The organism is Actinophytocola sp. NPDC049390, from assembly GCF_044466355.1.
GTDB lineage: Bacteria > Actinomycetota > Actinomycetes > Mycobacteriales > Pseudonocardiaceae > Actinophytocola.
The window spans coordinates 83,248-96,158 of sequence record NZ_JBITMQ010000012.1 but is presented as its reverse complement, the minus strand read 5'-3'; the positions used below and the strand labels follow the sequence as shown (position 1 = coordinate 96,158).

The 12,911-nt window shown below is 72.5% G+C and carries 15 protein-coding genes; 7 read left to right on the top strand and 8 right to left on the bottom strand.

Going from position 1 to position 12,911, the window contains the following annotated elements; all coding sequences use genetic code 11:
• Positions 1–51 precede the first annotated feature (51 nt).
• Together ACIBVP_RS30170 and ACIBVP_RS30165 are read left to right on the top strand one after the other, a co-directional pair.
• Positions 52–810: a lipase family protein gene (locus ACIBVP_RS30170; RefSeq protein WP_396109759.1), complete on the top strand. Its 759-nt coding sequence runs from the start codon at positions 52–54 to the stop codon at positions 808–810.
• A gap of 5 nt (positions 811–815) precedes the next feature.
• On the top strand, positions 816–1,364 hold the full coding sequence (locus ACIBVP_RS30165) for a hypothetical protein (RefSeq protein ID WP_396109758.1): 549 nt from the start codon (positions 816–818) through the stop codon (positions 1,362–1,364).
• An 84-nt stretch (positions 1,365–1,448) separates the two neighbouring features.
• Here ACIBVP_RS30165 and ACIBVP_RS30160 read toward each other — a convergent pair whose 3' ends face one another.
• Complete coding sequence (locus tag ACIBVP_RS30160) at positions 1,449–2,633, bottom strand: MFS transporter (RefSeq protein WP_396109757.1); 1,185 nt, start codon at positions 2,631–2,633, stop codon at positions 1,449–1,451.
• Between the two features lie 58 nt (positions 2,634–2,691).
• Here ACIBVP_RS30160 and ACIBVP_RS30155 point away from each other — a divergent pair, with 58 nt between their 5' ends.
• Positions 2,692–3,660, top strand: coding sequence for a DUF5937 family protein (locus tag ACIBVP_RS30155; RefSeq protein ID WP_396109756.1), 969 nt, complete (start codon positions 2,692–2,694; stop codon positions 3,658–3,660).
• Here ACIBVP_RS30155 and ACIBVP_RS30150 read toward each other — a convergent pair.
• Complete coding sequence (locus ACIBVP_RS30150) at positions 3,644–4,195, bottom strand: dihydrofolate reductase family protein (RefSeq protein ID WP_396109755.1); 552 nt, start codon at positions 4,193–4,195, stop codon at positions 3,644–3,646. The genes ACIBVP_RS30155 and ACIBVP_RS30150 overlap by 17 nt on opposite strands.
• A 155-nt stretch (positions 4,196–4,350) precedes the next feature.
• Between ACIBVP_RS30150 and ACIBVP_RS30145 the strand changes: the two genes are divergently transcribed.
• A complete protein-coding gene (locus ACIBVP_RS30145; protein WP_396109754.1) occupies positions 4,351–4,563 on the top strand; it encodes a hypothetical protein in 213 nt (70 codons plus the stop codon).
• A gap of 2 nt (positions 4,564–4,565) precedes the next feature.
• On the opposite strand, the gene ACIBVP_RS30140 is transcribed toward ACIBVP_RS30145, so the two are convergent.
• The 4 genes from ACIBVP_RS30140 to ilvD all read right to left on the bottom strand — a co-directional run bounded on the left by ACIBVP_RS30140 (position 4,566) and on the right by ilvD (position 8,405).
• Positions 4,566–4,907, bottom strand: a complete 342-nt coding sequence (locus tag ACIBVP_RS30140) for a DUF952 domain-containing protein (protein ID WP_396109753.1) — start codon at positions 4,905–4,907, stop codon at positions 4,566–4,568.
• 243 nt (positions 4,908–5,150) lie between these two features.
• Positions 5,151–6,023 (bottom strand): hypothetical protein, encoded by an 873-nt coding sequence (locus ACIBVP_RS30135; protein ID WP_396109752.1) that lies wholly within the window; start codon positions 6,021–6,023, stop codon positions 5,151–5,153.
• Entirely contained in the window at positions 6,020–6,646 is a 627-nt protein-coding gene (locus ACIBVP_RS30130) for an RNA polymerase sigma factor (protein ID WP_396109751.1), read from the bottom strand. The genes ACIBVP_RS30135 and ACIBVP_RS30130 overlap by 4 nt, the downstream gene beginning before the upstream one ends.
• Positions 6,647–6,710: 64 nt before the next feature.
• Positions 6,711–8,405 carry a dihydroxy-acid dehydratase gene (ilvD, locus tag ACIBVP_RS30125; protein WP_396109750.1) on the bottom strand — a complete coding sequence of 565 codons (1,695 nt, stop codon included), beginning with the start codon at positions 8,403–8,405 and terminating at the stop codon, positions 6,711–6,713.
• 273 nt (positions 8,406–8,678) lie between these two features.
• Between ilvD and ACIBVP_RS30120 the strand changes: the two genes are divergently transcribed.
• Complete coding sequence (locus ACIBVP_RS30120) at positions 8,679–9,659, top strand: LysR family transcriptional regulator (RefSeq protein ID WP_396109749.1); 981 nt, start codon at positions 8,679–8,681, stop codon at positions 9,657–9,659.
• 90 nt (positions 9,660–9,749) lie between these two features.
• On the opposite strand, the gene ACIBVP_RS30115 is transcribed toward ACIBVP_RS30120, so the two are convergent.
• Entirely contained in the window at positions 9,750–10,115 is a 366-nt protein-coding gene (locus ACIBVP_RS30115; RefSeq protein ID WP_396109748.1) for a DUF4267 domain-containing protein, read from the bottom strand.
• Between the two features lie 88 nt (positions 10,116–10,203).
• On the opposite strand from ACIBVP_RS30115, the gene ACIBVP_RS30110 reads away from it, so the two are divergent.
• Together ACIBVP_RS30110 and ACIBVP_RS30105 are read left to right on the top strand one after the other, a co-directional pair.
• On the top strand, positions 10,204–10,758 hold the full coding sequence (locus tag ACIBVP_RS30110; protein WP_396109747.1) for a TetR/AcrR family transcriptional regulator: 555 nt from the start codon (positions 10,204–10,206) through the stop codon (positions 10,756–10,758).
• A gap of 47 nt (positions 10,759–10,805) precedes the next feature.
• Complete coding sequence (locus ACIBVP_RS30105; RefSeq protein ID WP_396109746.1) at positions 10,806–11,816, top strand: TerC/Alx family metal homeostasis membrane protein; 1,011 nt, start codon at positions 10,806–10,808, stop codon at positions 11,814–11,816.
• Here ACIBVP_RS30105 and ACIBVP_RS30100 read toward each other — a convergent pair.
• The gene (locus ACIBVP_RS30100) at positions 11,801–12,808 is read right to left on the bottom strand and encodes a glycosyltransferase (RefSeq protein ID WP_396109745.1); all 1,008 of its coding nucleotides are present in this window, start codon (positions 12,806–12,808) and stop codon (positions 11,801–11,803) included. The genes ACIBVP_RS30105 and ACIBVP_RS30100 overlap by 16 nt on opposite strands.
• Positions 12,809–12,911: the final 103 nt, after the last annotated feature.

Below are 12,911 nucleotides of genomic sequence, written 5' to 3'. Positions count from 1 at the left end.
CCGGGTGACACCACAAGTAAACCTGTCGCACACCGGCTACGTTCCACGACTGTGCGAACCGGTGACGTACTGGAGCGGCATCCCGTGCCCGACTGGCAGTGGCCGGTGCACGCCGCCGACGCGGCCCGGATCGTCTTCCACAGCCCGGGATACGACGGTTCGGGCCGCGCGGCGGGCGGTTCGGTGTTCCTGCCCGTCGGGACGCCGCCGCCGGGCGGCTGGCCGGTGGTCAGCTACGTGCCCGGCCTCGGTCCAGGACCGACCGGGCCGGAGCGCGTGCACGTCGACCGGTGGCTCGGCGCCGGCTACGCGGTGACGGTCGCCGACCAGCACAGCCTCGGCCCGCACCCGTACCTCAACGGCGAAGCGGTCGCGGACGACGTCGTCGACATCGTCCGCGCGGCGCGGACGACGGACCCACACGTGGGCAAGGCCTGGCTCGTCGTCGGGTTCTCGCGGGGCGCGCACGCCGCGCTGTTCACCGGTCTCGTCGCGAGCCGGTACGCGCCAGAACTGCATTTCCGCGGCACCGTCGCGATCGCGCCGCCGGTGCACGCGCCGCTGCTCGTCGCCGAGCTGACCGCCGACGGCGACCGGCCGCTGTCGCCGCTGCTCCCGTACCTGCTCACAGGGCGGGAGAGCGCGTCCTCACCGAGACCGGCCGCGCGCTGGTCGCGCTGGCCGCGGTCGGCCGGTTCGACGAGGTCTCCGACGCCGCCTGGCACGTCACCAACGACGAGAGCGGGTTCACCGCTCTGCACACACGACCCGGGCTCGCGCCGCTGCTGGACGCGTGCCGCGTGCCGGTGACCCGCATGGACCGCCCTGTGCTGCTCACCGCGGGCGACGCCGACGACGTCGTGCCCGCCGACGTGGTGGCGCGGTACTACGCGGACGTCCGCGGCACCGGCGCGGACGTGCGGTTCGACCGGCACGACACCACGCACCGGGGGCTGTTGAGCGCGGGCGTCGACGAGATCGTCGCGTGGGCGCGACGTCCCGGCTTCGGCCGCCGTACCGGTGACCGCGACGGCGGGCTCACCGGCGACGACTTCGCGGTGTACGCGTTGCGGTTGGTGCAGGCGTGCGGCGAACCACCGGGATCGCCCTCGGCCCAGGCGGTGCGCCGGGGTTACGACGACCTGTGGCGGGCGGTCGCCGCCGCCAGGTCCACAGTGGACCAGCGGGAGCTGTCGGGATGGCTGGACTCCCGCGACACGGGTGGCTTCGAGGCACCACTGCGCGACCTCGCCGACGCGGTGCTGCGACTGGCGGAGAGCGGCGACTCGGTGTCCGCCGCGGAGATCGCGGCCGCCGTCCGCGACCCCGGCCGCACCGACGACTGGCTGTTCGGCCAGCTCTGAGTGCCCGGTGACGCCCGTCCCGAGGCGGCGGAGGCGTACTGGCGCATCACCGGCGACGCCGCCACCGCACTGTCCGTTGTGGACTCACTGACCACGGGCGACCTCGGCTCCCGCGCCCGCGCGGTCGCCGTGCGCGTGCGCGCGGAGCGCGGGCACCGCCACCAGCAACGCGAGCGCGGTGCCCGCTCCCCCGATCAGGAACGCACCGTGGGCTCCGACGAGCCCGATCAGCGGACCGGCCACCACGTAGGCGACCGCCGAACCCAGTTGTGCCGCGGTCGCGACGGCGCCGAAGGCCCGGCCGAGCAGGTGGCGCGGGGTGATCCGCTGCACGAGCGTGTCCGTCGCGATGTTCTCCGCGGCATTGCCCATGCCGCCCACCGCCTGCGCGACGGCGACCGCGGCCAGAGACGGGAGCAACGCGGTCGCGATCGCGCCGGTCGACACCAGCCCGATGCCACCCACCAGCAGCGCGACCGCCGACCGCCGCCCCAGCACCAGGCTCAGCAGGCCGGACGCGGCCAGCATGCCCACCCCGTACGCGGCCTGCGTCAGCCCGAAGTCGGCCGCGGAGCCGTGGAGAGCGCTCACCAGGAACACCAGAGCCACGTTGTCGATCGCGGCGAACGACACCACCAGGAACAGGGACGACACCAGTGCTCTCGGCCCTGGGGTGGTCGCGACGAAACGCAGACCGGCGGCGGTTTCCCGCCACAGTCCGTTGTGGACACCGGTTGACCGGAGCGCGGGCAGGCGGGTGAGGATCAGCGCCGACACGAGGAAGGTCAGCGCGTTCAAGCAGAGCGCTGCCCGAGCGCCGCCCAGCTCCATCGCCAGGCCGCCGACGGTCGGGCCCACCGCCAGTTGGATGGTGAACGCGGTGCCCAGCAGCGCGTTGGCGCGTCCGAGAGCGCTCTCCGGCACCAGGGCGGGCACCGCGCTGCGGCCCGCGGGCACGAACGCCGTCGCGAAGCACCCGCTGACCAGTACGAGCACGACGAGCACGGGCAGCGGTGGGAGCAGCAGGGCCAGCACCGCGAACACCGCGGCCTGCCCGGTCTCGCAGACGGCCATCAGCCGGCGCTGGTCGACGCGGTCGGAGAGCGCTCCCGCGACGGGACCGAGGAACCGCGGCAGCGCGATCGCGAGCAGCACCGCGCTGACCGCCGTCGCGCCCTTGCCCGCCGCGTACAGCACGAGCGCGGTGCGACCTATCCCGTCACCGGCGAACGAGATCGCGCGGGACCACCAGAGAACGCGGAACGACATGCCGGCAGCGTGCGTGGCACACGACCAGGCGACCATCATTTCGGGTAGAACCGAAACCATGCCGGTCACGTTCCGCCTGACCACCACCACGACCTGCCGGTGGGCCATCTCCCCGCTGCGGGAGACCACGAGCGCGGTCCGCCTGCTGACCAGGCCGGACCGGCAGGGCTACCACGGGCCGTGGCTGCGTGCGGTCGCACCGGCGCTCGAGGAGATGGACCTGACGCCGCTGCTGCAGGTCATGCGCGGCACCTACAACCCGGACTTCCTGATGCCGCCGCCCGCGGGCCCGAACCCGGTGTTCGCCGACGAGCTGGCGCTGGTCCGGCGGACACCGGCGGCCCAGGTCCGGGCCGAGCTGTCGCAGTGCCTGCACGCGCACCACGGCCGCCGCCTCCCACCGCCCGCGCAGGCGCTGGTGGACCACCCACCACGGGCACGCGCTCTCCTGGCCGACACGCTCGAGGCGTGCTGGGATCGGCTGATCGAGCCGTGGTGGCCGCGGCTGCGCGACGTGCTCGCCGGGGACATCGCGTACCGGACCGGCGTGCTCGCCGACGGTGGCCTCGCCGCGGTGCTCGCGGACCTGCATCCGAGTGTCCGGTGGCACGAACCGGTGCTGACCGTCGACGTGGGCACCCACGGGCACCGCGACGTCGGTGAGGAGGGCATGGTGCTGATGCCGAGCACGTTCGAGTGGCCGAACGTCGGCGTGATGCTGGACGAGCCGTGGCTGCCGACCATCGACTACCCGGCACGCGGGATCGCCGCGCTGTGGACACCGCGCACCGATCCGCCCGCCGCGCTGGATCGCCTGATCGGGCGCACCCGCGCCGTTCTGCTGTCCGCGCTCACCGAGCCGACGTCGACCACGGGCCTCGCGCGGCGCTGCGGCCTGCCGAACAGCACGGTCAGCGAACACCTGACCGTCCTGCGCGACGCCGGTCTCGTCACCACGCACCGGGTGGGCCGCTGGCTGCGGCACACCCGCACGCCGCTCGGCACCCAGCTCAGCGGCGGTAGTTGAGCAGCACCGCGCGGCCGTCGAACGTCCTCGTCTCCGCGAGTTCCAGGTCGAACCGCTCGGCGAACGGGAACAGCCGCTTGCCACCGCCGAGGACGACCGGGTGCACGACCACCTGGTACTCGTCGATCAGGTCCATGCCCGCGAGCGTGGCGGCCAGCCCGGCCCCACCCGTCAGCAGCATGTCCTTGCCCGACTGGGCTTTCAACTCGTGGAGAGCGCTCTCCACGTCGGACTCCACTCGCGCGCCCCACCCCGCGCCGGTGAGCGTGCGCGAGAAGACGATCTTCGGCATCTGCCGCCACACCTTCGCGAACGCGAGATCGTGCGGGTGGTCGGAGATCTGGTCGGCCGTGGGCCAGTAACCGGACATCAGCTCCCACACGACACGGCCGTACAGGAACGTGTCGACCCGGTCGTTGATCCCGTCCGACCAGGCGCTCAGCTCGGGCCCCATGGCGGGCCAGTCGAACTCGCCGTTCGGGCCGGCGATGTGTCCGTCGACGGACGTGTGCACCCAGTAGATGACCTTGCGCATGTCCTTGCTCCCTTCCCGGTGGCTACCGGGAACAGGTCGGAGCGGGAGAGCGGTTTCTCTACATCGGCGCACGGGTTCGGCCGGGTTTTTTGGCCGCTGGTTCCGGAGGCGCCGAGAAGACTGCCCTGGCACGCTTGCCCCCGGAGGTGGCCGTGATGGCGAACGAGGTCGTGCGGACCGTGTGCCACGGGTGCTGTCAGCTCACGCAGTACCGCGCCGAGGACGGCACGGTCCGCCCGATGATCCTGCCGGGCACCGGCGTGGTCTTCGCCGAGAAGGCGCCCGGTGTGATGGTGGAGCTGCCGTGCCCGGTGTGCGGTGAGTCCGACGACCCGGGCTGGGTGCCTGGCCTGGTCCCGCCCGCCTGACGTCAACCGCGCTGGAGCGAGCCCGGAAGCGTGAACCCGTCCGGGCCGGGCGGGAACTCGTGCACCGCCACCACGGCCTCGGCCGGGATCGGGCCGTACACGTGCGGAAACCACGGCCCGCCGGGGATGGGCGGCGACCCGGGCTCCCAGCGCAGCGGCACGTCGAGCCGCGACGGGTCGATCTCCAGCAGCACCATGTCGGTGCGGCCGGCGAAGAGCCGGTTCGCGGGCAGGTGCACGGTGCCGGGGTCGGAGCAGTGCAGGAACCCCTCGGTCGTCAGCGACGGGGCGGTGACCGGTTCGCCCGGCCGGTACGCCGCGCGTTCGGTGATGTGCAGGATCACGCTCTCACGCTACCGGCGGAACGTGGCACACTGTGCCGCACCAGCGCGGGACGGGCGCTGCGCGCCGGCCTTTGTAAAGGGGCCGGTGGCCCGGACAGACCCGGGCCACCGGCAGGGTTGGCCGAGTCCCGAGTGAGCCGTCTCGGTTCTCGGCCGGAACGACCACCGAGGTGGTCGCGGGTTGGGGGGAGTGGGTTCGGGCCGGGATCTGGGGTCGTATGGACCCGAACCCACTCCGTCCGGTCAGCTGCCCTTTGACGGCGGTTCGGCGCCGCTGGGGGGCACGGCGGATGCGGCGCCGGGGGCTGAGCTGTCCGGAGTCTCGGTGACCTCATCGCTGGGGTCGCTCGTCTGCTCTGTTTCTGTCCTGGTCGGTCTGTCGCGCATCTCCTCGGTGGGCGGCTCGGTACCACCGGGTCTCTCGGACGGACGTCCCGTCTCGCTCGGTGTCCTGGCCGTCGGGGTCTCCGGCTGACGATCATCCCGCGCGTCCTCGCCGGGCTCCTCGGGTTTGCCGGACTCCTCGGGTTTACCCGTGGTCGTGGTCGCACCCGCGGTGGCGCTGGGCGCCGTGGTCTCGACGATCTCGCAGTACTCCGCGACCTCGTCCTCTCCGCCCGCGGCATCGACCAGTGCCTGGAACGCCGGGGTGTCGAGGTCCTTGTCCTCGCCCGCCGTGTACGCCTCGCACAGGCCGACGATCGCCGGGTCGGGCGTCGCGGGCGACGGCCGGTCGTCGCTGACGCGGCCGATGGGCGCGTTCGGCACCGGGGTCGTCGTGCCCGGCGCGTCGGCCGGGACGTTCGACCACGGCACGGGCAGCGCGCCCTCGCTCGCGGCGAGCACCACCCCGGTGGAGCCCGCGACGGCCACCACCAGCACAGCCTTGATGGTCAACGCCTTCGCGACGCTCCGCCGGAACACCGACCGGTGCGGCGCGGGTGCGTTCGCCGCCTCCCGGAACGCGGCGACCGCGGCGCTCTCGCCCGCCAGCTCACCCACGTGTGCCGGTGCGGCGGCAGCGCGCAGCACCACCGCGACCGGTCCGGCCCCCTGGCCGGCAACCAGCCGCTCCGCGGTGTCGCGGTCCACACGTGGCGTGCCTTGAATGCTCATGACGTCTTTCTTGGCGTCGAGCCGCCTGTGCGTGTCACACCGGTGGCTGCGACCTCCCGACCTGGCATTTCCTCGAGCCGCTCACCGAGCTTGCGCAGTCCTCGCCAGACGGCGGTCCGGACCGCGCCGGGCCGCTTGCCCATGACGGCGGCGACGGCCTGCGCGTCGAGCCCCATCACGACCCGCAGCAGCACGGCCTCCGCCTGGTCCTTGGGCAGTGTGGCGATGAGTTCGACGGTCGCGTTGGTGGCCGCGTGCGTGATCGCCTGCTCCGCGGTGTCGTTGCGGTCCGGCAGGTCGACCAGCACCTCCGCCGACAGCCCGGGTGCCGGGCGGCGCTGCATGCGCCGGATGTGGTCGAGCGCCCGGTGGCGTCCGATGGTCGCCGCCCAGCCGCGGAACCCGCCGGCGCCGTCGTCCCGGAACGTGCGGATGTCGCGCGCGATCTGCAGCCAGGTCTCGGACGCGAGATCCTCCGCGTCCTCACCGCCCACCAACCCGCGCAGGTACCGCAGCAGACCGGGCTGTACCTCGCGGTACAGCAGCCGGAACGCCGCCTCGTCCCCGCCACGGGCCGCCCGCACCGCCGCGGACAGGTCAGCCGCCGTCTGACCAGCTGTCACTCAGCAAACCTCGACTCGACGTAGAAGGACCCCACCAGTGATGGCGCACGGTCCGCCGCGAACGTCACACTCCCCCGCGAGGCGGCAGCGCCGGGTTGGTCGTCGCACCCGTGCTGGCGCTGCCGACCTGCGCCTCGTACTTCGCGAGCACGCCGGTCCGGTACGGGTTGGGCGGCTGCTGCCAGGCCGCGGCCCGCACCGCGATGTCCTCGTCGGGCAGGTCGACGTCGATGCGGCGGGCCGCGACGTCGATGGTGACCGTGTCGCCGTCGGAAACGGCCGCGATCGGGCCGCCGCGCGCTGCCTCCGGCGCCACGTGCCCGACCATGAATCCCCTGGTCGCGCCGCTGAACCGGCCGTCGGTGAGCAGTGCGACGTCCGCGCCGAGTCCCGCGCCCATGAGCGCGCCGGTGACCGCGAGCATCTCCCGCATGCCGGGCCCGCCCGCCGGTCCCTCCGCGCGGATGACCACCACGTCGCCCGCCCTGATCTGCCCGGCGAGCACGGCGGCCATGGCGGCCTCCTCGCCGTCGAACACGCGGGCTGGGCCACGGTGGTAGTGGCGTTCGTGCCCGGACAGCTTCACGACGGAGCCGTCCGGCGCGAGGTTGCCGCGCAGGATCGCGAGGCCGCCGGTGGCTTTGAGCGGCCGGTCGAGCGGGAGCACGACCTCCTGACCGGCGGTTTCCTCGGCGTCCCGTGCGGCTTCGCCCAGCGTCCGTCCGGTGACGGTCACGGCGTCGGGATCGAGCAGCCCGCCGTCGAGGAGCCGCCGCACCAGCAGGGGCACGCCGCCCGCCGCGTACAGGTCGGTGGCGACGAACCGGCCGCCGGGCCTGAGGTCGCAGATCATCGGGGTCTTGGCGCTGATCTCGTCCATGTCGTCGATGTCGACGGCCACGCCCGCCTCGGCGGCGATCGCGAGCAGGTGCAGCACGGCGTTGGTGGACCCACCGGACGCGGCGACGGCGGTCATGGCGTTGCGGATGGACTCGCGGGTGATCACGTCCCGGGGCCGGATGCCGGCGGCGAGCACGTCCATGGCGAGGTGCCCGACCCGTTCGGCGACCCCGGGTTTGCCCTCGTCCTCGGCGGGCACCATGGCGGAGCCGAGCGGGCTGATGCCCATGACCTCGAACACCATGGCCATGGTGTTGGCGGTGAACTGGCCACCGCACGCACCCACGCCCGGTGACGCGGCGGCCTCCAGCTCGGCCAGTTCGGCGTCGGTGATCCGGCCCGCGGCGTGGGCGCCGACGGCCTCGAAGACCTCCTGCACGGTGACGTCCCTGCCCTGCCAGCAGCCGGGACGGATAGAGCCGCTGTAGAGGAGGACACCGGGAATGTCCAGCCGTGCCATGGCCATCACGACACCGGGCAGCGTCTTGTCACAGCCCGCGATCCCGACGAGCGCGTCGAAGCAGTGCCCGCGCGCGACGAGTTCGATCGAGTCGGCGATGACCTCCCGCGAGACCAGGGACGTGCGCATACCGGGGGTGCCCATGGTGATGCCGTCGGAGATCGCGATCGTGTTGACCTCCATGGGCGTGCCCTGACGTGCCCGGATCCCGGCCTTGACGGCGGCGGCGAGGGTGCGGTGCGTGAAGTTGCACGGCATGGTCTCGGTCCAGCAGTGCGCGACCCCGACGAAGGGCTTGGCCAGCGCCTCGTCGTCGTAGCCCATGCCCTTGAGCTGCGCCCGCGCGCCGGCCCTGGCCGGCCCCTCCACGAGCGCACGAGAACGATGCCGGAGCTCCATGGACGCCTCCCCACGGTGGACGGGTCACGCTCAACCGTAGAGCGCCACGGCGCTGTCGGCACGAGTTGTCCACAGGTGGTCCGGTTGTCCACAGTTCCGCTCAGCCGCCCGATTTTGTCGGCCCCCACTGGTAGACTGGCAAGGCGGGTGGCCCCCGGGATCGGGTGGGGCTTGAGGTGACGTACTGGGCGGCCCGTCTCGGCGGATTCCGGGTTGTCGGCGTTTCGGCCGCGACCTCGTGACCAGCCGTACGCCGTAGGGGACCATCGCGGCATGGAGTTGCGGCAGATCGAGCACTTCCTCGCCGTCGTGCGGTGTTCCGGGTTCACCTCGGCCGCTCAGGAGGTCCACATCGTGCAGTCGGCGCTGTCGGCGTCGGTGCGCAAGTTGGAGGCGGACCTGGGCGCGCCGTTGTTCGAACGGACCAGCCGGGGCGTGCTGCTCACCGAGGCGGGCCGGGCGCTGTTGCCGGTCGCCCACCGGATGGTGGCCGATGCCGACGCGGCGCGCGGGGAGGTCGCCGCGGTCCTCGGGCTCGCCAGGGGCCGGGTGTCGATCGGCACGATCCAGGCCCTGACGATGGTCGACCTGCCGCGTGAGCTCGGCGAGTTCCGGCGCAGGCACGAAGGCGTCCAGATCCACGTGCGTGACGGGCTCGTGCCCGCGCTCGCCGCCGCGGTCGCCGACGGGTCGCTCGACCTCGCCTACCTGGCCGCCGACGGGCCGCTGCCGACCGACCTCGCCGTCTTCGCCACCTGGCAGCAGCAGCTCGTGCTGGTGACGCACCCGGGTCACCGGCTCGCGGGCAGGCAGCGGGTGCGACTGTCCGATCTGGACGGTGAGCCGTTCGTGGACCTGTCCGGCAGCGGCATGCAGGAGATGGTGCGCCGCCGGTTCGCTGACGCGGGGCTGCGGCGCAACCCGGTGTGCGAGGCCACCCACGTCCCGCTGCTCCTGGACCTGGTCGCCGCGGGACTCGGGGTGACCGTCGTGCCGCAGCGCGTGGCGGAACGGACCGGCCTGACACACGCCACCGTGGCCGACGGGGACCTGACCCGCACGATCTACCTCGCGGGCCGCTCCTCCGTCCCGTCGAACCCCGCGGCGCGGGCGTTGCTGGCGCACCTCACGAGCCAGCCGCCCAGGACCGCGAAGAACAGCAGCAGCGGCACCCAGCCCGCCAAGCCCACGAACGCCGCCAGGACGAGCACCCGGGCGCCGAAGGCGAGCAGCAGCCGCCCGGAACCGTCCTGATTTCCAGCCATGTCCTGAGTGTTCGCCCCGGCGGACGGCCGGTCCAACACTCGTTCGCGCTGCCCGCCATCGACGGAATCGATGGCCCGCTCAACTCACGGCGAACAGCAGCGCGGCGCTGCCGAGCACGACGATCGCCGTCGCGAGGTGGATGCCGAACGCGACGGCTCTGGTGCCGCCGTTGCGGAGCACGACAACCGTGTCCCCCAACGGGTTCAGCGCCACGACGAGCATGAACCACGCCCCCGCCTGCGCGCCGACGAACGCCAGCAGCGCGAGGCCGAGCAGGCCGTAGCTGCCGTCGCGCAGTCCCTTGACGGTGAGGAAGGCGCGTTCGGTCGCCGGCACGCCGTAGCCGGCGGCCGCGGCGCGGGGCGCGAACAGGAACCGCAGTCCGATGTACAGGACGAACAGGTTGAGCACGATGGCGAGCCCGTAGGCGAGGTGGGTGAGCATGCGATCCTCCGATTTCTAGCAGTGCTAGCGACAGTGTCGACGCTAGCAGAGCACTGACACGTGCGCTAGCACTGCTAGACTCTGGGTCATGTCGATACAGGCGCGCCGGGAGCGCGAACGCGCCGAGCGTGAGCGGCTGATCATCACGGCGGCGCGTGAGCTGGCGGAGGCGGAAGGCTGGGACGCGGTCACCACCCGGCGGCTCGCCGAGGAGGTCGAGTACAGCCAGCCCGTGCTGTACAGCCATTTCAAGGGCAAGGACGCGATCATGACGGCGGTCGCGGTGGAGGGCTTCGCCGATCTCGCGGAGGAGCTGCGTGCCGTGGTCCCGTCCGGTCTGGCCGCGGTCGCCGTCGCCTACGTGTCGTTCGCCGAGCGACGGCCCGCGCTCTACGACGCGATGTTCAACCAGTCGGTCGACCTGCCGTTCGCGAGCCCCGCCGCGCCGGCCGCCCTGCACGCCGGCTTCGACGCGATCGCCGACGCGGTCCGCCCCCACGCGGACGGCGAGGACGTCGGCCTGCTGACCGAGACCTTCTGGGCCGCCCTGCACGGCCTGACGACCCTGACCCGCGACGCCCGCATCCCTCGCGCCGGCCACGACCAGCGGCTGGCGCTGCTGCTCGACCGTTTCACCCGGTAACCCCTGCTCGTCGTGCGGGCCGCGCCGTCGCGGGCGAGGATCGGCGGGTGCTCGACATCAGCGGACTGACCTGGATCGTCACGATCGGACTGATCGTCGCCCTGCTCGCGGTGGACCTCGTGATCGCCGCGCTGCGGCCGCACAAGGTCGGGTTCGGCGAGGCGACGGCGTGGTCGGTGTTCTACATCCTCGTCGCGGTCGCGTTCGGGGTGTGGTTCGCGCTGACGTACGGCGGCGAGTACGGCACCGAGTACTTCGCGGGGTACATCGTCGAGAAGAGCCTCTCGGTCGACAACTTGTTCGTGTTCGTGATCGTGATGACCACGTTCGCGGTGCCGGAGGAGCACCAGCACAAGGTGCTGACGTTCGGCATCGTGCTCGCGCTGGTGATGCGGGCGATCTTCATCGCGCTCGGCGCGACGCTGCTTTCCTTGTTCTCCTTCATGTTCCTGCTGTTCGGCCTGCTCCTGATCGTCACCGCGGTGCAGTTGTTCCGCCACCGCGACGAGGACCCGGACGTCGAGGACAACGTCATGGTCAAGGCCGCGCGGCGGGTGCTACCGCTGACCGACGAGTACGTCGACGGCAAGCTGGTCACCCGCGTCGACGGGCGGCGGGTGGTCACACCGCTGATGGTCGTCCTCGTCGCGATCGGCAGCATCGACCTGCTGTTCGCGCTGGACTCGATCCCCGCAGTCTTCGGCGTCACCAGCGAGTCCTACATCGTGTTCGTCGCGAACGCGTTCGCGCTGCTCGGGTTGCGCGCGTTGTTCTTCCTCGTGAAGGGGTTGCTGGACCGGCTCGTGTACCTGTCGACCGGTCTGGCGCTGATCCTCGCGTTCATCGGCGTGAAGCTGATCCTGCACTGGGCGCACGTGGACATCGACGAACGCGTCCCGGAGATCCCCACGCCGCTCAGCCTCGGGGTGATCGTCGTCGTGCTCACCGTGGTCACGGTCGCGAGCCTGCTCAAGACGCGTGGGGACCCGACGGCGAAGGCGCACCCCGGTTCGCTGCGCGCGCACCGGACGGGTGAGCGCGATCACTCGCGCGACTGACCGACCTGCCCGTGTCGTTCGGGCGGGCGCGCGGATGCGGTGAGCCGCTCGACCACCTCGGCAGGCGAAGGCAGGTGGGCGATCTCGTCCGCGAGCGCACGCGCGGCGTCTCGGAAACCGCTCTCCCGTCGCAGCGTCGCGGCGCACGTGGCGACCGCGGCCGTGGACACCTCGTCCGGGAGCAGGCGCAGCGCGGCACCGGACGTGACGAGCGCGTCGGCGTTCGCGAACTGGTCGGCCCCCTGCGGCAGCACCAGCTGCGGCACACCGGCCGCGAGCGCGCCGAGTGTGGTGCCGCTGCCGCCGTGGTGGACGACCAGGTCGGCGTGCGGGAGCAGCTCCGCCTGCGACACCCACGCCCGCGGGATCACGTTCTCCGGCACCTCGCCCAGCTCCTCGGGGCGTACCCGTCCGGTCGCGACCACGACGGTCGCACGCAGCATGGCCAGGCCCTCCAGGGCGGTGGTGAGCAGCTCGGGGGTGCCGAACGCGGTGCCGAGCGTGAGGTAGACGAGCGGCCCGGGAAAGCGCTCCCCGGCCTCGGCGTACGGGACCGGGCGCAGCGCGATCCGCTGCTCCGTGTCGAGGAAGTCCTTGTCCTGCAGCGACGGCGGGCAGATGTCGACGTGCGGGAGGCCGGTGCGCAGCGGCCGGTCGAGCCCGATGCCGTCGGGGAACATGCGCCCGAAACCGTGCCACAGACCTGGAATCCCGGCGGCACGCGCGGCGTCGGCGACGCCGGGCACACCCCACCCGTGGATCACGAGGTCCGGCCGCAGCCGCGCCAGGTCGGGTGCGATGTCCTCGGCGTAGATGTCGTAGTACGCCACCGCGGGCCGGAACGGCCGGAGAGCGCTCTTTCCCAACGCGTCGTGGACCGACTCCCCCGCCGCGAAGTGCACCTCGTGCCCGGCCTCCCGCGCGGCGACGGCGAGCGGGATCAGCGGGTAAGTGTGCCCGACGGAGGCGAGGCTGGCGAACAGGAGGCGCATGCGCGTCAACGTACGCGGCGGAAACCGCTCTCCGGGGACACGTTCGCGCTCGGCGAAGCGGCGTTCGCCCGGCGTGCTGGCATGACGTCCGGCCCCGTGACGT

Coding starts and splice junctions, on each gene's coding strand:
- ACIBVP_RS30135 (WP_396109752.1), bottom strand. CDS start 6,023: ATGAGCATTCAAGGCACGCCACGTGTGGACCGCGACACCGCGGAGCGG.
- ACIBVP_RS30155 (WP_396109756.1), top strand. CDS start 2,692: ATGCCGGTCACGTTCCGCCTGACCACCACCACGACCTGCCGGTGGGCC.
- ACIBVP_RS30165 (WP_396109758.1), top strand. CDS start 816: ATGGACCGCCCTGTGCTGCTCACCGCGGGCGACGCCGACGACGTCGTG.
- ACIBVP_RS30120 (WP_396109749.1), top strand. CDS start 8,679: ATGGAGTTGCGGCAGATCGAGCACTTCCTCGCCGTCGTGCGGTGTTCC.
- ACIBVP_RS30115 (WP_396109748.1), bottom strand. CDS start 10,115: ATGCTCACCCACCTCGCCTACGGGCTCGCCATCGTGCTCAACCTGTTC.
- ACIBVP_RS30100 (WP_396109745.1), bottom strand. CDS start 12,808: ATGCGCCTCCTGTTCGCCAGCCTCGCCTCCGTCGGGCACACTTACCCG.
- ACIBVP_RS30160 (WP_396109757.1), bottom strand. CDS start 2,633: ATGTCGTTCCGCGTTCTCTGGTGGTCCCGCGCGATCTCGTTCGCCGGT.
- ACIBVP_RS30150 (WP_396109755.1), bottom strand. CDS start 4,195: ATGCGCAAGGTCATCTACTGGGTGCACACGTCCGTCGACGGACACATC.
- ACIBVP_RS30145 (WP_396109754.1), top strand. CDS start 4,351: ATGGCGAACGAGGTCGTGCGGACCGTGTGCCACGGGTGCTGTCAGCTC.
- ilvD (WP_396109750.1), bottom strand. CDS start 8,405: ATGGAGCTCCGGCATCGTTCTCGTGCGCTCGTGGAGGGGCCGGCCAGG.
- ACIBVP_RS30110 (WP_396109747.1), top strand. CDS start 10,204: ATGTCGATACAGGCGCGCCGGGAGCGCGAACGCGCCGAGCGTGAGCGG.